This is a genomic window from Actinoplanes octamycinicus (genome assembly GCF_014205225.1).
Lineage (GTDB): Bacteria > Actinomycetota > Actinomycetes > Mycobacteriales > Micromonosporaceae > Actinoplanes > Actinoplanes octamycinicus.
In genome coordinates this window covers 10,055,253-10,073,667 of sequence record NZ_JACHNB010000001.1, presented here as the reverse complement: position 1 = coordinate 10,073,667, position 18,415 = coordinate 10,055,253, and the positions used below count along the sequence as shown (strand labels likewise).

Annotated in this window: 14 protein-coding genes; 7 read left to right on the top strand and 7 right to left on the bottom strand. The window is 72.2% G+C overall.

The window, feature by feature from the left end; all coding sequences use genetic code 11:
- Window positions 1-15: 15 nt before the first annotated feature.
- Window positions 16-1,125 carry an NHL repeat-containing protein gene (locus BJY16_RS45705; RefSeq protein ID WP_185046070.1) on the bottom strand — a complete coding sequence of 370 codons (1,110 nt, stop codon included), beginning with the start codon at window positions 1,123-1,125 and terminating at the stop codon, window positions 16-18.
- Between the two features lie 89 nt (window positions 1,126-1,214).
- Between BJY16_RS45705 and BJY16_RS45700 the strand changes: the two genes are divergently transcribed.
- Window positions 1,215-1,784: a YbaB/EbfC family nucleoid-associated protein gene (locus BJY16_RS45700; RefSeq protein ID WP_185046069.1), complete on the top strand. Its 570-nt coding sequence runs from the start codon at window positions 1,215-1,217 to the stop codon at window positions 1,782-1,784.
- Here BJY16_RS45700 and BJY16_RS45695 read toward each other — a convergent pair whose 3' ends face one another.
- A complete protein-coding gene (locus BJY16_RS45695) occupies window positions 1,785-2,783 on the bottom strand; it encodes a glutathione S-transferase family protein (RefSeq protein ID WP_185046068.1) in 999 nt (332 codons plus the stop codon). It abuts the gene before it with no gap.
- A 204-nt stretch (window positions 2,784-2,987) separates the two neighbouring features.
- On the opposite strand from BJY16_RS45695, the gene BJY16_RS45690 reads away from it, so the two are divergent.
- Window positions 2,988-4,208, top strand: coding sequence for an exonuclease domain-containing protein (locus tag BJY16_RS45690; RefSeq protein ID WP_185046067.1), 1,221 nt, complete (start codon window positions 2,988-2,990; stop codon window positions 4,206-4,208).
- A gap of 673 nt (window positions 4,209-4,881) precedes the next feature.
- Here the strand turns inward: BJY16_RS45690 and BJY16_RS45685 are convergent.
- The 3 genes from BJY16_RS45685 to BJY16_RS45675 form a co-directional block, all read right to left on the bottom strand.
- Window positions 4,882-6,855, bottom strand: a complete 1,974-nt coding sequence (locus tag BJY16_RS45685; protein WP_185046066.1) for a S8 family serine peptidase — start codon at window positions 6,853-6,855, stop codon at window positions 4,882-4,884.
- 60 nt (window positions 6,856-6,915) lie between these two features.
- Complete coding sequence (locus BJY16_RS45680; RefSeq protein WP_185046065.1) at window positions 6,916-7,125, bottom strand: hypothetical protein; 210 nt, start codon at window positions 7,123-7,125, stop codon at window positions 6,916-6,918.
- Between the two features lie 81 nt (window positions 7,126-7,206).
- The gene (locus tag BJY16_RS45675) at window positions 7,207-8,709 is read right to left on the bottom strand and encodes a hypothetical protein (RefSeq protein ID WP_185046064.1); all 1,503 of its coding nucleotides are present in this window, start codon (window positions 8,707-8,709) and stop codon (window positions 7,207-7,209) included.
- A 418-nt stretch (window positions 8,710-9,127) separates the two neighbouring features.
- Between BJY16_RS45675 and BJY16_RS45670 the strand changes: the two genes are divergently transcribed.
- Genes BJY16_RS45670 through BJY16_RS45660 form a run of 3 tightly spaced genes read left to right on the top strand, consistent with a single transcriptional unit; the run spans window position 9,128 to window position 11,686 of the window.
- Window positions 9,128-9,820: a response regulator transcription factor gene (locus BJY16_RS45670; protein ID WP_185046063.1), complete on the top strand. Its 693-nt coding sequence runs from the start codon at window positions 9,128-9,130 to the stop codon at window positions 9,818-9,820.
- On the top strand, window positions 9,813-11,168 hold the full coding sequence (locus BJY16_RS45665; RefSeq protein WP_185046062.1) for a sensor histidine kinase: 1,356 nt from the start codon (window positions 9,813-9,815) through the stop codon (window positions 11,166-11,168). Before BJY16_RS45670 ends, BJY16_RS45665 begins: the two co-directional genes overlap by 8 nt.
- Before the next feature lie 35 nt (window positions 11,169-11,203).
- Window positions 11,204-11,686, top strand: coding sequence for a hypothetical protein (locus tag BJY16_RS45660; protein ID WP_185046061.1), 483 nt, complete (start codon window positions 11,204-11,206; stop codon window positions 11,684-11,686).
- Here the strand turns inward: BJY16_RS45660 and BJY16_RS45655 are convergent, their stop codons facing one another.
- Both BJY16_RS45655 and BJY16_RS45650 read right to left on the bottom strand, forming a co-directional pair.
- Window positions 11,687-12,457, bottom strand: a complete 771-nt coding sequence (locus BJY16_RS45655) for a DUF5995 family protein (RefSeq protein ID WP_185046060.1) — start codon at window positions 12,455-12,457, stop codon at window positions 11,687-11,689. It lies immediately after the preceding gene.
- A gap of 173 nt (window positions 12,458-12,630) precedes the next feature.
- Complete coding sequence (locus BJY16_RS45650) at window positions 12,631-15,438, bottom strand: ATP-binding protein (RefSeq protein ID WP_185046059.1); 2,808 nt, start codon at window positions 15,436-15,438, stop codon at window positions 12,631-12,633.
- A gap of 175 nt (window positions 15,439-15,613) precedes the next feature.
- Here BJY16_RS45650 and BJY16_RS45645 point away from each other — a divergent pair, with 175 nt between their 5' ends.
- Both BJY16_RS45645 and BJY16_RS45640 read left to right on the top strand, forming a co-directional pair.
- Window positions 15,614-16,222, top strand: a complete 609-nt coding sequence (locus tag BJY16_RS45645) for an adenylate/guanylate cyclase domain-containing protein (RefSeq protein ID WP_185046058.1) — start codon at window positions 15,614-15,616, stop codon at window positions 16,220-16,222.
- A 134-nt stretch (window positions 16,223-16,356) separates the two neighbouring features.
- A complete protein-coding gene (locus tag BJY16_RS45640; RefSeq protein WP_185046057.1) occupies window positions 16,357-18,414 on the top strand; it encodes a DNA gyrase/topoisomerase IV subunit B in 2,058 nt (685 codons plus the stop codon).
- The last annotated feature ends 1 nt before the right edge of the window (window position 18,415 follow it).

Sequence of the window (18,415 nt, the reverse complement as noted above, 5' to 3'; positions counted from 1 at the left end):
CGGTCCCCCGTTTCCTCAGATCCGCCGGCGGCGGACAACCCAGACGACAACCCCTAGGAGTACGACCAGCGCCGCCCCGCCGAAGACCAGCAGCCACCTGGTGGTCGCGTCGTCCCCGCCGTCCGCCCCGGCCACGGTGACCGGCGTGGCGAAGACCCGGCTGCCCACCATGTCGACCAGGTAGAGCGGCTTGCCCGGGGCCGCCGCGGCCGCCAGGGTCACCGGGTCGCGGGCGCCGAACGGCTCCACCGGCAGGTCGGCCACCACGGCCACCGTGCCGTCCGTGCCCAGCCGGCGCACCGCGCGCTCCTGGTCGTCGACGACGTAGACGCCGTCCTGGCCGGCGCTGACCGTGGTGACCGCGAACAGCTGGGTGTCCGGGCGGGCCTCGTCGGCGGTCCAGGTGTCGCCGGACGGGCTGACGATCGACGCCACCTTCCCGTCGTGCAACCGGCTCAGCCGGAACCCGGCACTGGAGATCCACACGTCGCCGGCGCCGTCCGCGGCCAGACCGGTGGGCAGCGGGACCGGGGTGGAGACCGGCCGGCTGCCGGCCGCGGCGGGCAGCTCGACGACCCGGTTGTTCTCCCGGTCGGCCAGGTAGAGCGTGCCGTCGCCGGTCACCGTGAGCGCGTTGATGGTGGCGATCGGGCCGCCCAGCGTGGTGGCGTCGGCCCGCACCGTGATGCTGCCGTCGGCGGCCAGCGCGTAGACCCGGGAGACCGTGCTGTCGCTGATGAAGACGGTGCCGCCGGGGCCGGTCGCGACGCCGCCCGGGAAGCCCAGGGCGATGCCGGTGCCCCGGGTGCCGGCCGGGATCGGGCCCGCCGGGGCGGTCTGCCCGCCGTTGCCGGCGACCGTGCGGATGGTGCCGTCCGGTGCCACCGCGCGCACCCGGTGGTTCAGCGTGTCGGTCACGTAGAGCGTGCCGTCGGCGGCGAGGGCCGCGGTCATCGGCTTGTTCAGCTTCGCCCGCACGGCCGGTCCGCCGTCGCCGGCGAACCCGGGCGCCCCCTGGCCGGCGACCAGGGCCGGCGCCGCGCCGGCGGTCTCCGCGAGCGCCGGCGCCGGCGCCGCGACCACCGGCACCGCCAGGGCCACGACGGCGGCGACGCACGTCTTCATCACGACGGAGTGTCTACCACAACCGGCTACGGTACGTTGTCCTGCGTCTATGCGTCGGCCTTTCGGACAGCGGGAACGGGGTGCCCATCATGTGGTACGGCGAGGCGGATCTGGGCGAGCAGCTGCGCACCATGACGGTGACCGGCACGTCACCCGATGGCGCCGTCCGCGCCACCGTCACCGGGGAGAACCGGCTGGACCTGAGCTTCCAGCCGCGCCGCTTCGAGTGGTACGACGAGCACGGCCTGGCCCAGCAGCTGTCCGCGCTGGGCACCACCACCTGGGTGGCCTGGACCCGGCAGCGCCAGGAGATCCTCCGGATGTCGCTGGGCCAGAGCCGCGAGGAGGCGGAGCAGGGCCGCGACGAGTTCCGTGACTTCCGCGACCAGGAGTTCGATCAGCGCGTCCGGTCCCTGCTCTGCGCGGGCGCCTCGACCGACGGCAAGGTCCACATCGTCCTCGACGGCGTCACCCGGTGGCGGGTGGAGATCGCCGAGGGCTCGCTCCGCCGGCACACCGCCGGGTCGTTCACCGCCGAGACGGTGTCCGCCTTCGACGCCCTGATCCGCGACCGGGCGATGAAGATGTCCCTGCTCAAAGCCGACCACTTCGACATCGGCGTCCCGCGCCGCTGGCTGGAGCGCGCTCGGGCCCGCTGATCAGCTCCCGGCCGCTCCGTGGCCGGGCAGCACCGTCTCCGCGGGGCTGGGCGGCGGCGGGGGAGTGCCGTCCCCGAACGGCCGCCCGCCCAGCGCCTCCCGCCCGTGCGGCGTCAGCCAGCCCCGCGGATCCGGCCCGGCCGGCACTACCCCGGTCGGGTTGATCATCCGGTGCACCTCGTAGTAGTGCCGCTTGATGTGCACGAAATCGATCGTGTCCCCGAAGCCCGGCGTCTGGAACAGGTCCCGCGCGTAGGCCCACAACACCGGCATCTCGCTCAGCTTCGACCGGTTGCACTTGAAGTGTCCGTGATAGACCGCGTCGAACCGGGCCAGCGTGGTGAACAGCCGCACGTCCGCCTCGGTGATCGTCTCGCCGACCAGATAGCGCTGCCCCGCCAGCCGCGCCGACAGCCAGTCCAGCCGCTCGAACAGCCGGTGGTAGGCCTTCTCGTAGGCTTCCTGCGAGGTCGCGAACCCGGCCCGGTAGACCCCGTTGTTCACGTCCGCGTAGACCACCGAGTTGACCTCGTCGATCTCGGCCCGCAGCTCCGCCGGGTAGAGCCGCGGCGCCCCCGGCCGGTGATGTCTCGTCCACTCGGTCGACAGATCGATGGTGATCTGCGCGAAGTCGTTGGTGACCACGGCACCGGACGGCACGTCCACGATCGCCGGCACCGTGATCCCCCGCTGGTAGCCGGGGAACCGCCGGAAGAACGCCTCCTGCAGCCGCTCGATCCCGAGCACCGGATCGCGCCCGCCCGGGTCCAGATCGAAGGTCCAGCTCCGCTCGTCGTGGGTCGGCCCGGCGACGCCCATCGACAGCACGTCCTCCAGCCCGAGCAGCCGGCGCACGATGATCGCCCGGTTCGCCCACGGGCACGCCCGGCTCACCACCAGCCGATATCGCCCCGGCTCGACCGGATAGCCGTCCCGCCCGTCCGCCGTGATGCGGGTCGCGATGTAGCGCTGGTCGCGCGTGAACTCCCCAGAAGCCATAGCTGCATCCTGCCCACGATTCGCCGCCCGCTCACCGCGAAAATCAAGACCATTTTCCGGTACGCCTCCGTCCCGCCCCGGCCCCGACCGGTCCCGTCCCGTGCCACCGGGGGCCGCACGGCGGGACGTCCCGGCCGTGGCGCCGGCAGGCTCCCGCCCGGACCGGCTGGCGGCGCGGCGGAGCGGTCGCCTACTTTCGTTCCCATGTACGCCGTCGTCGACCTGCAGACCACCGGCACCAAGACCACCTGGCACGACCGCATCGTGGAGATCGCGATCGTCCGGCTGGACCGGTCCGGCAAGGTGCTGGACGAGTGGTGCACCCTGGTCAACCCGGACCGCGACCTCGGTCCGCAGGAGCTGCACGGCATCAGCGGCGCCGAGGCCCGCCGCGCCCCGCTCTTCGCCGACCTGGCCGGCCAGGTCGCCGCCCGGCTGGCCGGCCAGGTCCTGGTCGCGCACAACCTCCTCTTCGACGCCGGCTTCCTCACCGCCGAGTTCGGCAAGCTGGGCGCGACCGTGCCGGTCGGCGACGACCGTGGCCTGTGCACGATGCGCCTGGCCGGCCACTTCCTGCCGACCGCCTCGCGCAGCCTCTCCGCCTGCCGCGCCGCCGCCGGCCTGGCCCCGCACCGGGAGTACTCCGCGCTGCACGGCGCCCGGGCCGCCGCCGAGCTGCTCACCTATTACCTGGAGCGGGCCGGTGACCCGCCGCCCTGGGCCGAGCTGGTCGACCAGGCCCGGCGGGCGAGCTGGCCGGACCTGCCGGAGACCGGCGTCGCCCCGGTCACCCGGGGCCGCTCCCCGGAACGGGAACCGCATTTCCTCACCCGTCTCGTCGATCGGCTGCCCCGCCAGCTGAACCCGGCGGCGGACGCCTATTCGGCCCTGCTCGACGGCGTGCTGCTGGACCGGCACATCTCCGCCAGCGAGGCGGACCAGCTGGTCGACGCCGCCGGGCGGCTCGGCCTGTCCCGGGCCGACGTCGAGGCGCTGCACCACCGGTACCTCTCCGGGCTGGCCGTGGTGGCGCTGGCCGACCAGGTGCTGACCCGCGCGGAACGCCTGGATCTGGACGGTGTCGCCGAGCTCCTCGGGCTGACCAGCGCCGACGTGGACCGCGCCCTCACCGAGGCGGCCGAGCGACCGGCCGGGAAGGTCACCCGGTGGCAGCTGAGCCCGGGCGACCAGGTGGTCTTCACCGGCAACCTGCACCCGCCCCGCGAGCACCTGGAGGTCGACGCCCTGACCCACGGCCTGCGGACCGCCCGCAAGGTCACCAAGCAGACCCGCCTGCTGGTCGCCGCCGACCCCGACTCGATGTCCGGCACCGCGAAACTGGCCCGCCAGTACGGCATCCCGATCGTCACCCCGGCCGCCTACAAGGCGATGCTGGAGGCCCTGCTCAACGCCGTCCGCCACTGACGGTCCCACCAGACGCCGCCACCGGCCCGAGCCGTCCCCATCCGCCCATCCGGAGCCGCGAAGAGTGTGATGGCCGCCCGCGGAGACGGGCGGCCATCGGATCCGGTTCGGTGGGCGAGGCATCCCCCCGTGTGCGATGCCTCGCCCGGCCTGGGAGCCGGGCAATGCCGCGCGGCCGGAAGGCCCGCGCGGACCTGCGACCGGGGCCCGCTGCTGGACCGGAGCCGCGCGCGTTGGGGCCGCCGCCTTTATAGCACGGCGGAGAGCGCTTTCCGAGATCCCCGGCACAGAATGGGAGCGTTCCCAGCCGACTGGGCCATAGCTGAGCGAAGGCTGGGTGATCAAGTCGTCCCATCGGGGTTCACCCATCTCAGCGACACGGAAAGCCGAGAGATACCAACCGCTCCAGGTCAGGTGCAACCGGGGAGAAAATCGCGCGCGGTGAGGCTTGGGGAAGGGGCCGCGTGCGGCGAGATGTGGCCGGTGCCGCGGCGAGGGCGCCGCGCGGTGAGTTGTCGAGCGGCGTGGGAAGCGGTGAGCGGTGAGGTGGCGAAGGGCGGGCGGAGGACGTACCGGAAAGGGGTGGGCGCGGGCCGTGAGGGCCCGCGCCCGGGAGTGCGAAGCAGTCAGTAGGGAGTAGCGGTCAGTGGTGGGGCGGTCAGTGGTGGGGCGGTCAGTAGTGGATTCCGGCCTGGGCCAGGATCCAGTTGACCGGGGGCTGCTGGTGCGGATACGGCCAGGCGCCGGGGGCGACCGGGACCGGGACCAGGCCGGGGACGGCCGCGAACGGCATGAAGCCCGCGGCCATCGGGCCGGCCGCCTGCGGGGCCATGATGCCGCCCACGGCGGAGGCCGGGACCGGGGTCAGGCCGGGAGCGAAGCCGGGCAGGCCGGGGGTGCCGACGATGCCGGGTGCGCCGGCGACGCCGGAAGTGCCCGCCGTGCCCGGTGTGGCCGCGGCGCCGGACGAGCCCGGCTGGTCCTGCTGGCCGGCGGGGATCAGCATGTTCGCCACCGGCGCCAGGGTGGGCATGCCGGCGCCGACCCGGGTGGGGCCGAATCCGTACGGCGCGCACAGCGAGCGGATCATGCTGAACAGGCCGGCGACGCGGGCCGGGCCGCGGGCCGCGAAGGTCTGGCGGAAGACCGGGTGGTGCGCGAGCAGCAGCGCGGCCAGGCCGGTGACGTGCGGCGCTGCCATCGACGTGCCGGACTGGGACTCGAAGTTGCCGCCCGGGACGGTGGAGATGATCGCCACGCCGGGGGCGCAGACCGCGACCTCCGGGCCGAAGCAGGTGAACGCCGGCGAGAAGATCCCGTCCGCGGCCAGGAACTGCGGGCGCAGGTTCGACCGGTCCCAGCTGTTCGGTTGCACCTCGCCGATGCTGCCGACCGCGGAGACGGCGAACGAGTACGGCGAGCGGGCCGGGTATTTGACCGCGTCACCGGAGTTGCCGGCGGCGACGATGCAGGCCACCCCGGCGTTGACCGCGGCGGTCAGCGTCTCCTCGACCACCGCGTTGATCTCGGTGTCGCCGCCGAGGCTCATGTTGACCACGTCGATGTGGTGGTCGATGCAGTAGTCCAGCGCGTCGATCAGGCTGTCGTACCGGCCGCCCGGGAACACCTTCAGCACGTGGATCTCGGCCTCCGGGACGAAGCCGCGCAGCTGGTCCTCGGACCGGGCGCCGATCACCCCGGCGCAGTGCGAGCCGTGCCCGACCAGGTCGTTGCTCCAGGCCGTGGTGTTGCCGTCGGTGAAGTCGCGACCGATCTTCAGGTGGCTGAGCAGCGGGTGGGTGTTGTCCGCGCCGGAGTCGATGATGGCCACCTTGACGCCTTCGCCGCGCAGGTTCGGCCCGAGCCGGTCGAGGCCCATCAGCCGCTGCCCCCAGCCGTGCTGGAAGCCGCGCGGGAACCCGCTGATCGTCTCGGCGTAGCCGCGCAGCCGCACCACGTTGACCGCGGCGTCGGAGACGACCGGCTCGGTCAGGTAGAGGTCCCAGTAACCGCCCGGGCGCATCACGAACAGCGACCGGGCCGGCCGGTCGTGCAGCGTGTACAGGTCCAGGCTGACCTCGCCCTTGGAGTTCGTGGTGCCCTGGCTGGGCACGGTGTCGCCGGTCAGGGTGACGACGGCGCCGTCGAGCGGCCGGTCGTTCTCGCCGAGCACCTTGAAGCGGATCTCCTTGGGTTTCACGGCGGCCGCCGGGAACATGCCGAACACCGAGGCGTCCTGCATCAGGGCGGGGCCGCCGCCGTAGGTCAGCGCGCTGTTGTGCCCGACCACGAGCTGCGGTGCGGTGGCCGCGATCAGCTGCGCGTGCTCCGGCTCCATGTTGGCCACCAGGATGTCGGTGGCGTCGCCCTGCCCCACGCCGAGGGTGGCGAGGGTGGCGTGCGGGCGCTGGATCCGGCGGACCACGTCGAGGCCCTGCACCGCGGCGTTCAGCATGCCGGCCGACAGCGGCTGCACCCCCAGCTGGTGGGCGTTGGCCCGGGACCGGGGCGCGATCAGGTATTGGGCGGTCGGTTGGACGCCGACGGGAATTTCGTGAGATTCCGGTATTGCGGTGGACGCGGTGGTGGACGCGGCGGTCGAGTGGCTGCGGGCTGTCGATCCGCGGCGGCCTTCGGAGTCGGGCATCCGTTCCTCCCAGCATGAGGCGTGCGTCGCTGGTGGCGCCTCGGGAGAGGGCCACCAGCGCTATTCGTCAAGTGGTCTCAAATTCGCGTTGGGCGCGATCGTGTATCTGTCGCCGAGTTGTTCCCGCAATGATGCGACATCATTTTCGTACGCCTGGAATACGACGTACCGGGATGCTTTCTTCGTGACGGTGACGTCGGGAAGCGTATCGACGGCAGCGAGTAGTTCACTGAATTCGGTGCCGGTGGCGATGTATTCCTGGAGGTCCATGGAGTCTCTCCCGGGGCCGGGCCGTGGTGCCGGGGGAGTCCCCGGCGCCACGACCTTATCCGGCGTTTCCGCGCGGACTCGTCAGTTGACCGCGCCCGCCATCTGGGGCATCTGCTGTTGCTGGCCGGTGGGTGCCTGGCCGTATCCGTAAGCGCCCTGGCCGCCGTAGACGCCCGGGTAGTAGGGCGGGACGAACGGCGGGGACTGCTGCGGGCCGGCCTGGAACGGCAGCAGGCCACCGGCGATGCCGCCGATCGTGCTGCCCAGGCCGCTGTTGCCGAAGTAGCCGCCGAGCGCGTTGCCGGCGATGGTGCCCAGTGCGCCGCCGAAGATGCCCTGCGGGGCGAACTGCTGTTGCTGCTGCGGCCCGGCCTGGAACGGCAGCATGCTGGTGATCGGGTTGCCGATGCCCGGGCTGCCGATCCTCGGCGAGCCGAAGCCGGGGTAGTCGCTGATCATGTCGCTGAGCCGCGGACCGAAAATGCTCTGCGGGGTCATCTGCTGCTGTTGCTGGGGTCCGGCCTGGAACGGCAGGAGGTCGCCCAGGTAGGAGCCGAGTTGCTGGCCGAGGCCCTGCTGTCCGAGGTAGCCGCCGCCGATGCCGCCGAGGACGCTGCCGAGTTGCTGGCCGATCGCGCCTTGCGGGGCGAACTGCTGCGGGCCGGCCTGGAAGGGCAGGAGGTCGCCGAGGCGGGCGCCGATCTGCTGGCCGAGGCCCTGCTGTCCGAGGTAGCCGCCGCCGATCCCGCCGAGGGTGCTGCCGAGGAACGAGCCGAGGGCGCCCTGCGGGGCGAACTGCTGCTGTTGCTGTTGCTGGGGTCCGGCCTGGAAGGGCAGGAGGTTGCCGAGGTAGGAGCCGAGCTGCTGGCCGAGGCCCTGCTGTCCGAGGTAGCCGCCGCCGATGCCGCCGAGGACGCCGCCGAGTTGCTGGCCGATCGCGCCCTGCGGGGCGAACTGCTGCTGCGGGCCGGCCTGGAAGGGCAGGAGGTCGCCGAGGCGGGCGCCGATCTGCTGGCCGAGGCCTTTCTGGCCGAGGTAGTCGCCGCCGATGCCGCCGAGGGTGCTGCCGAGGAACGAGCCGAAGGCCCCCTGCGGGGCGAACTGCTGCTGTTGCTGTTGCTGGGGCCCGGCCTGGAAGGGCAGGAGGTTGCCGAGGTAGGAGCCGAGCTGCTGGCCGAGGCCCTGCTGTCCGAGGTAGCCGCCGCCGATGCCGCCGAGGACGCCGCCGAGTTGCTGGCCGATCGCGCCCTGCGGGGCGAACTGCTGCTGTTGCTGGGGTCCGGCCTGGAAGGGCAGGAGGTTGCCGAGGTAGGAGCCGAGCTGCTGGCCGAGGCCCTGCTGTCCGAGGTAGCCGCCGCCGATGCCGCCGAGGACGCCGCCGAGCTGCTGGCCGATCGCGCCCTGCGGGGCGAACTGCTGCTGCTGCGGGCCCGCCTGGAACGGTAAGAGGTTGCCGAGCGCCGAACCGAGTTGCTGGCCGAGGCCCTGCTGTCCGAGGTAGCCGCCACCGATCCCGCCGAGAATGCCGCCCAGCTGCTGGCCGAACGCTCCCTGCGGTGCGAACTGTGCGCCCTGAGGATACATCTGCTGTCCGTACATAAGTCCCGTCGTCCCCTTCAAAGGCAGCCGTCACCGGCCGCTGCGCGCGACGCATCATGCGGGCACTCCGAATGGGAATGTCGCGGTCGCTGCGGCTCGTCAGCCGATAATCGGCAAGGCCCCTAATAGTTGGTTGATCGGTTTCCGGTGTGCATCCCGTCCTGCAGAAACGGGATCACGAGGAGTGTCTGGACGTCCACCTCAGGGTTCCACCATCTATTTGAGGTCAGTATCGTCCGTACGGATGATTGCATCAAAATCAACGATCACGAAAGCGCTGATCGAATAGCATTCAGATCATTTCCGGGAGATTAACAGGATCATAGGTAACGACTGCTCGGAAAAGATCGCGTGTGTCCCTTACGTTGCCCGAACAAACGCTGGGGCCGGGCAGCGGCATGATGTGTCCGTGACTGACGCCGCCAAAGGGCTGGTCCTCGTGGTCGAGGACGAGCGCCCGATCGCCGACCTGGTCCGGCTCTACCTGAGCCGGGAGGGCTTCGGCGTGCAGGTCGAGCACGACGGCCCGGCCGGCCTGGCCGCGGCCCGCCGGCTGCGCCCGGTCGCCTGCATCCTGGACATCGCGCTGCCCGGCCTGGACGGCACCGAGATCTGCCGGCGGATGCGCGCCGACGGCGACTGGACCCCGGTCATCTTCCTGACCGCGCGGGACGACGAGGTGGACCGGATCCTCGGCCTCGAGCTGGGCGGCGACGACTACGTGACGAAACCGTTCAGCCCGCGCGAGCTGGTCACCCGGGTCAAGGCGCTGCTGCGCCGGGCGGCTGGTCCGCCGGAGACCGACCGGGTGCGCACACTCGGCCCCCTGACGCTCGACCAGGGCCGCCGGACCGCGCGGCTGGACGACGCGCCGCTCACCCTGACCGCGACCGAATTCGATCTGCTCGCCCACCTGCTCGGCCGGCCCGGCCGGGTGTTCACCCGGGAGGAGCTGCTGGCCGCGGTCTGGGGCTACGCGTCGCACGCCGGCACCCGCACCGTCGACGTGCACGTGGCGCAGGTGCGGGCCAAGCTGGGCGGGGCGGCGAGCCTGATCCGCACCGTGCGCGGCGTCGGGTACACCGCCGATGCGTGACTTCTTCGGTACGCTGACCGGCCGCGCCGTCCTGGTCACCGTCGCCACCGCGGTGGTCGCCGTGATCATCACCGCGCTGGTCGCCGTCCCGGTCGCGGTGCGGTCGGTGAACACCCAGGTCCGCGCCGAGCTGGTGGAGAAGTCGGCGATCGCGGTGCAGCTGCTCACCGACCGGCGCCCGGTGGTCCGGGAGAACATCGCCGAGCGGCTGCGCCAGGACGACATCGAGATCTACGTGATCCGGCGCGGCGTGGCCGACCGCCCCGGCCTGCCGCCCCGGGTGATCGCCCGGGTGACCGGCGGCGCCCTGGTGAACGTGCGGGCCCGGGTCGGCGGCCGGGAGTCGTTCGTGGCCGGCAGCCCGCTGCCCGGGGTGGACGCCGGCGTGGTGCTCACCCGGCCGGCCGACTCCGGCGTCGCGTGGCAGGTGCTCGGCGGCGTCTGGTGGGCGCTGCTGGCCGGCCTGCTCGGCGGGGTCCTGGCCGGCGCGCTGCTGGCCCGCTTCCTGACCCGGCCGATCGAGCTGGCCGCGGCGGCGGCCGGGCGGCTCGCCGCCGGCGACCGGTCGGTGCGGATCGCCCGGCACGGCCCGGCCGAGGCGCACCGCCTCGCCGAGGCGGTGAATCAGCTGGCCGCGGCGTTGCAGACGAGTGAGGGCCGGGAGCGCGACTTCCTGTTGTCGGTCTCCCACGAGTTGCGTACGCCGCTGTCCACGATTCGCGGCTATGCCGAAGCGCTCGCCGACGGCGTGGTCGACGCGGACGGCGTGGCGCAGGCCGGCGCGACCATGCTCGCCGAGGCCGACCGGCTCGACCGGCTGATCTCCGACCTGCTGGTGCTCTCCCGGCTGGAGGCCGCCGACCTGCCGCTCGACGTGGTCGAGGTGGACCTGGTGGAGCTGGTCCGGGAGGCGGGCGTCGCCTGGTCGGCGCGCTGCGGGACGGACGGCCCCGCGCTCGCGGTCGAGTTGCCGGACCGCCCGGTCACGGTGGCGACCGACCCCGGGCGGATCCGGCAGGTGCTCGACGGGCTGTGCGAGAACGCGCTGCGGGTGGTCCCGTCCGGTGCGCCGCTGGTGCTGGCGGTGCGCGCCGGCGACCGGGGCGGGGTGGTCGAGGTGCGCGACGGCGGGCCCGGCTTCACCGACGACGACCTGGCGGTGGCCTTCGACCGGGGCGCGCTGAACCGGCGGTACCGGGGGATCCGCAAGGTGGGCAGCGGGCTCGGGCTGGCGCTGGCGGCCCGGCTGGTCGGGCGGCTGGGCGGGCGGATCGAGGCCGGGCACGCCGCGGAGGGCGGGGCGCGGTTCACGGTGGAGCTGCCTTACCGAACCCGAACAATCGGCTGACGTGGGCCGATCGGGGCGGGCGGAACCTCGTACCCATGAATCGAAGCGGGAAAGCCCTGATCGTCGCCGCGACCCTGACCCTCGCCCTGGCCGGATGCGGCGCAGCCGCGCCGGAGCAGACGGAGACCGATGTGGCTTCCGAAGCGGTCGCGCTTCAGGAGGTGGGGTTCAGCACCGAGGACGACCCGGCGCCGGCCGCGACCGGCAAGGGTGACCAGGTCCGGCCCCGGGTGGTCCGCAAGCTGCTGCGCAGGAACGCCCTGCACGGCGAGGTGACCGTGCAGGTCAAGGACGCGACGAAGACGATCGTGGTGCAGCGCGGCAAGATCACCGCGGTGGACGACAAGGGCCTGACCGTGGTCTCCACCGACGGGTTCAAGCTGACCTGGACCTACGGCGATCCGCTGCGGATCGTGCAGGAGCGCGAGGCGGTCGACCGGGCGGCGCTGCGGACCGGCGCGGAGGTCGCGGTCGGTGGCGTGGACACCGCAGCCCGGCTGATCGTCCTCAAGAAGTAGTCACTGGAGGAAGTCGGCGAACGGCGAGAGCAGGAGTTTGCCCAGGCCGGTGGCGGTTCGGTCGAGCCGCCGGCGCTCCGAGTCGAGGGCGCCCAGGTCGTACCGGATGGCCCAGATCTTCTGCGCGTTGCGCCAGGCGACGTTGCGGGTGTACTCCACCATCTCGCCCTGCCACCAGTCGTCCAGGTCGCCGTTCATCGTGTCGATGAGCAGCTGCCAGCGGTCCAGATAGCCGCGGCGCAGACCCGGGATCTCCTCCGCGAAGATGTCGTTGACCTGCAGGTAGTCGTGGTGCTGGTCGCTGCCGTCGATCGGGTCGGTGCCCAGGTGGTCGAACGTGGTGACCAGCGCGAACGGCAGGTCGAAGTTGATGTGCGCGTTGACCCCGGCGACCGCGGACGGCAGCGGGCGCGCGTCCGGCCCGGGGATCCGGCTGAACAGGCCGGCCCAGACGCCGGGACAGGCCGGGCTGCCCTCGGTCCAGTAGCGCAGCGCGTCGAAGTAACGCGCGGCGAACTCGACGTCCAGCCGGGACAGGAACGCCGGATCCTTGAACTTGCCCGCGTAGAGCCGGTCCAGCACGTTCTCGGTGATCGTGAGGTACAGCTTGTTGAAATCGGCCAGCGGGTTGCCGTTCAGCAACGGTGGCACCTGACAGAGAACGTCCTGCAGTTTGGTGAGCTGGTCGACGACGGCGGGCACGTCGTCCGGGTGCTCCTGCAGGATCGTGGACATCTGGAGCTGCACTGGCCCCCAGATCGGCTGGGTCATCGGATCCTCCACGGGACTTGCGAAATAGCGGAGGGCCCCCAGCACCGCCCGGTGGTGTGAACCACCGGGCGGTGCTCCCCCGTGACCACAGCCTTTCAAAGGCGGCGTACGGGGGGATCGGTAGAACGACGTATTCCGCGTACGTAAGTCACGGCGGGATAACGATCGCCTGGTCAGGCAGCTGTTAGATAGACCCTGCTGGCTTGCACGCGGGTACGTACCTGGAGTTTGTCGAAGATGTGGCCGAGGTGCACGCCGACGGTGCGCTCGCTGATGAAGAGCAACTCACCGATCTCCCTGTTCGTCAAGCCCTCGGCGACCGCGGCCAGCACCTCGCGCTCCCGCTGGGTGAGAACGGCGAGCTCGTCGCCGGCATCCGGGTCCGGCGGCACCATCGCCACGGTGTCCGCGTCGTCGGTCAGCGAGACCCGGAACCGCTGGGCGATCCCCTTGATCTCGTTCGCCATGGGGCGAGCGCCCATCGCGATCACCGTCGCGTACGCCTGGCGCAGCCCCGCGATCGCGGCGGCCCGCCGGCCCTTGCGCTGCAGCGCCACCTCGGCGTGCCGCAGGCGGGAGTAGGCCGCCGGGTACGGCTGGTGGCGGTCCCAGATGGTCGCCGTCCGCGCCCACAGCTCCGGGTCCGGCCGGTCCTCGACCCGGCTCAGCTCGGCGGCGGACAGCGCCAGGTAACCGTCGAGCACGCTGCGGACCTCGGGTGCGGCGTTCGCCGCGCTGGACTCCACCCGGCTGACCACGGTCTTGAGCCGGCGCAGCGCGCCCGGGTCGACCGGGGCGCCGTCCGCGTGCGCCTCCGCCTCGGCGCGCAGGCCGTGCCAGGCCAGGACGCCGAGCAGGACCAGGTCGTCGGAGCGGGTCTCGGTCAGCGCGCGCTGCACCGCGGCGCGCGCGGTGGCGTGCTCCTTCTGCCAGATCGCCAGGCCGGCCCGCAGGGTGAGCATCGGCAGCACGTGCCGGGCGCCGCCGCCGGCCAGCAGCGTGGCGGCCGCGTCCAGGTCCCGGCGGGCGTTGTCCACCTCGCCGAAGTTCACCCAGAGCCGGCAGCGGGCCAGCAGCAGCTCGACCGCGTCGGCGCCGGACGGGCGGTGCCGCATCGCGGCCTCCAGCATGGTGTCCGCCTCGGCCCACTGGCCGATCCGGAACAGCCCGTTGCCGGCGATCGCGAGCAGGCGGGTCTGATAGGTGCGGCCCACCCCGCGCGCGGCCAGCTGCTCGGCGCCCCGGCGGGCGACCAGCACGCCCTCCTCGATGTTGTGCAGCGGGCCGGTGAGCAGCTCGGCGAGGTGCAGGTAGGCGCAGCCGAGATCGTCCGGGTGGCCGGACCGCTCGGCGATCTCCACGGCGTGCCGGATCACCGCGAGGCCGTTGTCCGGGTCCTCGCGGAATGCCTCGCTGAAGCCCAGCGCGGCGCTCGCCCGGACCAGGTCCGCGGTCGACCCGTTGACCGCGGCCAGCTCCAGGGCGTCCCGGGCGCGCTGGTTGGCGTCGGCATAACGCCCCAGGTGCAGCAGCAACTCGGCGAGGAAGGAGGCGGCCGAGGCGCGCTGCGCGGGCGTGCAGTCCGGGGCCCGCAAGGCCAGCTCGTACTCCCGCTCGGCGGTCTCCGAGCGGCCGGTGGCGGCCAGGTAGCGGGCCCGGCGCAGGTGCAGCTCGCACTCGCCGGGCGCGTCCGTGCGGCCGGCCAGCTCCTCCAGCCGGGCCAGCGCCAGCAGGTGCTCACCGCACTGGTGGGCCGACTCGGCGGCGTGCCCGAGCAGCTCGGTGCGCTCGGGCGCGTCCTCGGCGGTCAGCCGCAGCGCGATGGTCCAGTGCCGGTGCGCCTCGGCGAAGCCGTACAGGCTCTCGGCCGAGCGGGCCGCGGCGATCACCGACGGCAGCGCCCGGGACGGCACACCGGCGCGCTGCCAGTGATGGGCCAGGCGGGCATGGTCCGCCTCGCCGTCCGGTGTCTCCAGGGCCTCCGCGTAGCGCCGGTGCAGAGCGGCCGCCTCGGCCGGCAGCACCTCCTGCTCCAGCACCTCGGCGACCAGCCGGTGCCGCAACCGGTAGCCCTCGGTGTCGCCGACCACGAACCGGTGGGCGACCGCGGCGCGGATCGCCTCCAGCAGCTCGTCCTCGGGCAGCCGGACCACCCGGGCCAGCACGTCGTGCTCGACCGGCTCGACGCCGGCGGCCACCGCGTGCACCACGGCGTGCGCGTTGACCGGCAGCTCGTCGACCCGGGCCAGGAAGATCTCGCGCAGCGTGTCGGACAGCTCGACCCGGCCGTCGCGCAGGTCGCGGGCGAGCTCCTCGACCACGAACGGGTTGCCGCCGCTGCGCTTGTAGACCCGGTCGGCGTCCTCGCCCGCCACGTCCCCGGCGATCGCGCTGACCAGCTCCTGGGTCTGCTCCTGGTTCAGCGGGGCCAGGTCGACCACCCGGACCGAGCGCAACCGGCGCAGCTCGGCCAGCACCCGGCGCAGCGGGTGGGTGCCGTGCAGGGCCTCGGCGCGGATCGCGGCCAGCACCGACACCCGCACGTCGCCCAGACCGGCGAGCAGGTAGAGCAGCAGCTGGCGGGTGCTCCGATCGGCCCACTGCAGATCGTCGAGGACCAGCAGCAGCCGCTGGTCGCCGGCGATCGCCCGCAGGTCGCGGGAGACCCGGTCGAGCAGCGCACCGGGGTCGTCGGCCACGGTGGCCGGTCCGCCGCCGTCGTGCCGGCGCAGCGCCTGCAGCACCGGGTGCAGCGGGGACGCGTCGCCGATGTCCAGACAGGTGCCGACGAGCACCGCGAACTCCCCGCCGCGCAGCGCGTCGGCGGTCTCCCGCAGCAGCCGGCTCTTGCCGACGCCGCTCTCCCCGGTGAGGAACACCGCGGCGGTCCCACCAGGACCGACACTGCGCAGGCAGGACTGGATATCGGCCAGCGTGCCGGTGCGTCCGACAAGCGGCCCGTCGTCCCCCTGGCTGGCCATGACCGGCAGCCTAATGCGAAAGCGACTAGCACGTTGTCGTCGGTTCGGACTGTTCTGCGTCACAAAAATGACGAGTGTTGATGCTGTCACAGATACGTCGTTCTGCGGATCCGCATGTGGAGCCGGGCTGGCACCGTACTCCCGGTCAACGCAGTGATCTGGGGGAGCGTGAGACATGACCACCATCACCGTCGCCGTTCAGGAGCGGCGCCAGACCGTGACCGTGCTGTTCATCGACATAGTCGGCTTCACCGCACTGGTGGACCGGCTGGACTGCGCGGAGGTGCGGGCGCTGCAACGGGACTACTTCTCGGCGGTGGCCGACGTGGTCCGGGACTGTGGCGGCATCGTCGAGAAGTACGTGGGGGACGCGGTGATGGCGGTGTTCGGCGCCGGCGAGGACGGCTTCGAGCCGGAGGCGGCCGCCTCGGCGGTGCGCGCGGGCCTGTCGGTCCAGGAGACGTTGAGGGGGCGTCTCCTGGCCGGCAGGCACCGTGTGCGGACCCGGGTGGGGCTGGCCACCGGCGAGGTGATCGTCGATCCGCTGATGGCCTTCGACGGGGGGTACGGGATGATCAGCGGCAGCGTGGTGAGCACCGCGGCCCGGCTGCAGGCTTACGCCCCGCACGACACGGTGGTGGTCTGCTCGGCCACCCGGGAGGTCACCGACGCGCTGATCGCCTATCAGGAGCTGCCACCGGTGTCGGTGCCGGGCAAGTCGTACCCGCTGGACCTGTGGCGCGCGCTACAGCCCCAGTCTGCCCGGTTGGTGGGGGTCCGCTAGCGTTTTTTGTAACCTTTTTCCCGAATTTTCGGCCTAGCTGGTCAAGACCTGGCTCGCCTGGGGCAGAAGTGTCGGAGGCTCCGGGTAGGCTCGCGCCGTCCTTGACCACCTTGGCCGACCGGGAGTGCCGCCTCGTGACCGCACAGCCAGAGACCTTGTACGGGGCTGACGACCTCACGCACCTGGAAGGGCTGGACGCTGTCCGGAAACGCCCAGGGATGTACATCGGGTCCACCGACAGCCGGGGCATCAACCACCTGGCGAACGAGATCATCGACAACTGCACCGACGAGGGCGTCGGTGGCCACGCCACCAAGATCGCCGTCACGCTGCACAGCGACGGCTCGGTCCAGGTCGACGACGACGGCCGGGGCATCCCGACCGATGTGCACGCCAAGAGCGGCCTGAGCGGCGTCGAGCTGGTGCTCACCCGGCTGCACGCCGGCGGCAAGTTCGGCGGCTCCGGTTACAAGGCGTCCGGCGGCCTGCACGGCGTCGGCGCCTCCGCGGTCAACGCGCTCTCGCTGCGCTACGACGTCACCGTCAAGCGCGACGGCAAGGTGCACGAGATCTCGTTCCAGCGCGGCGTGCCCGGCGTCTTCGCCGGCCCCGGGCCGGACGCGCCGTTCACCCCGGCGCCCGGCCTGCGGGTCGTCCGCCGGATGAAACGCGGCGAGCCCACCGGCACCTCGACCCGGTACTGGTACGACGCGCGGTACTTCGAGAGCGGCGCCCGCCTCGACGTCGAGGCGGTCCGGTCCAAGCTGCGCAACACCGCGTTCCTGGTCGCCGGGGTGCAGTTCACGCTCTTCGACGCGACCGCCGAGGAGCCGGCCACCGAGACGTTCCACTACCCCAACGGGCTCACCGACATGGTGGAGTTCCTCACCCCGGCCGCCGACAAGCCGGTCTCCGGGATCCTGATGGTGACCGGCGCCGGCACCTACAAGGAGAACGCGGCCGACGCCAACGGCGTCATGCAGTCGAACGTGGTCCGCGAGGCCCAGGTGGAGGTCGCCTTCCGCTGGGGGACCGGTTACGAGCGCACCGTCGAGTGCTTCACCAACACGATCCGCAACGTGCACGGCGGCACCCACCGCAAGGGCTTCGAGCGGGCGCTCACCCGGGCGCTCACCGACGCCATCCGCAACGCGCGGGGTCTGCTCAAGCCCAAGGAGGAGCCGCCCGTCCTGGACGACTTCCTGGAGGGCATGACCGCGGTCATCCACGTGCGGGTGCCGGAGCCGCAGTTCACCTCGCAGACCAAGGACGAGCTGTCCACGGCCGGCATCACCCGGGTGATGCAGACGCTGGTCGAGGCGTACCTGAAGGAGTGGATCGACGGCCGGCGCACCAAGGCCGAGGCCCGCACGGTCCTGCAGAAAGTGGTCGACGCGGCCCGCGTCCGGCTCACCCAGAAACAGCAGAAGGACGCGGCCCGGCGCAAGACCGCCCTGGAGGGCGCGTCGATGCCGGCCAAGCTGGTGGACTGCCGGGCGATCGGGATCGACCGCTCCGAGCTGTTCATCGTCGAGGGTGACTCGGCGCTGGGCACCGCCCGGATGGCCCGCTCCTCGGAATATCAGGCGCTGCTGCCGATCCGCGGCAAGATCCTCAACGTCCAGAAAGCCAGCCTCCAGCAGGTCCTGGACAACGCCGAGTGCTCGGCGATCGTGCAGGTGCTCGGGGCCGGCTCGGGCCGCACCTTCGAGATCGGCGCGATGCGCTACGGCCGCGTCATGATCATGGCGGACGCCGACGTCGACGGCTCGCACATCCGGACCCTGCTGATCACCCTGTTCGCGAAATACATGCGCCCGGTGATCGAGCACGGCCGGCTGTTCGCCGCGATGCCGCCGCTGCACAAGGTGGTCACCAAGGGCCGCAGCTCGGAGACCCTCTACACATACACCCAGCAGGAGATGGAGAGCACCGTCAGCCGGCTGGAGCGCTCCGGCAAGCAGGTCCAGAAACCGGTGCCCCGGTTCAAGGGCCTCGGCGAGATGGACGCCGACGAGCTGTGGGACACCACGATGAACCCGGCCGCCCGCACCGTCCGGCGGATCACCATCGAGGACGCCGAGCGGGCCGAGGCCACCCTGGAGCTGCTGATGGGTGAGCGGGTCGAACCCCGGAAGAACTGGTTGATCGAGGCTGCCGGCCGGATCGACCAAGAGACGATCGACGCCTGAG

What these genes read in the sequence shown, in the direction of transcription:
- BJY16_RS45705 (WP_185046070.1), bottom strand. Translation starts at nt 1,125, where the DNA reads ATGAAGACGTGCGTCGCCGCCGTCGTGGCCCTGGCGGTGCCGGTGGTC.
- BJY16_RS45700 (WP_185046069.1), top strand. Translation starts at nt 1,215, where the DNA reads ATGTGGTACGGCGAGGCGGATCTGGGCGAGCAGCTGCGCACCATGACG.
- BJY16_RS45695 (WP_185046068.1), bottom strand. Translation starts at nt 2,783, where the DNA reads ATGGCTTCTGGGGAGTTCACGCGCGACCAGCGCTACATCGCGACCCGC.
- BJY16_RS45690 (WP_185046067.1), top strand. Translation starts at nt 2,988, where the DNA reads ATGTACGCCGTCGTCGACCTGCAGACCACCGGCACCAAGACCACCTGG.
- BJY16_RS45685 (WP_185046066.1), bottom strand. Translation starts at nt 6,855, where the DNA reads ATGCCCGACTCCGAAGGCCGCCGCGGATCGACAGCCCGCAGCCACTCG.
- BJY16_RS45680 (WP_185046065.1), bottom strand. Translation starts at nt 7,125, where the DNA reads ATGGACCTCCAGGAATACATCGCCACCGGCACCGAATTCAGTGAACTA.
- BJY16_RS45675 (WP_185046064.1), bottom strand. Translation starts at nt 8,709, where the DNA reads ATGTATCCTCAGGGCGCACAGTTCGCACCGCAGGGAGCGTTCGGCCAG.
- BJY16_RS45665 (WP_185046062.1), top strand. Translation starts at nt 9,813, where the DNA reads ATGCGTGACTTCTTCGGTACGCTGACCGGCCGCGCCGTCCTGGTCACC.
- BJY16_RS45660 (WP_185046061.1), top strand. Translation starts at nt 11,204, where the DNA reads ATGAATCGAAGCGGGAAAGCCCTGATCGTCGCCGCGACCCTGACCCTC.
- BJY16_RS45655 (WP_185046060.1), bottom strand. Translation starts at nt 12,457, where the DNA reads ATGACCCAGCCGATCTGGGGGCCAGTGCAGCTCCAGATGTCCACGATC.
- BJY16_RS45650 (WP_185046059.1), bottom strand. Translation starts at nt 15,438, where the DNA reads ATGGCCAGCCAGGGGGACGACGGGCCGCTTGTCGGACGCACCGGCACG.
- BJY16_RS45645 (WP_185046058.1), top strand. Translation starts at nt 15,614, where the DNA reads ATGACCACCATCACCGTCGCCGTTCAGGAGCGGCGCCAGACCGTGACC.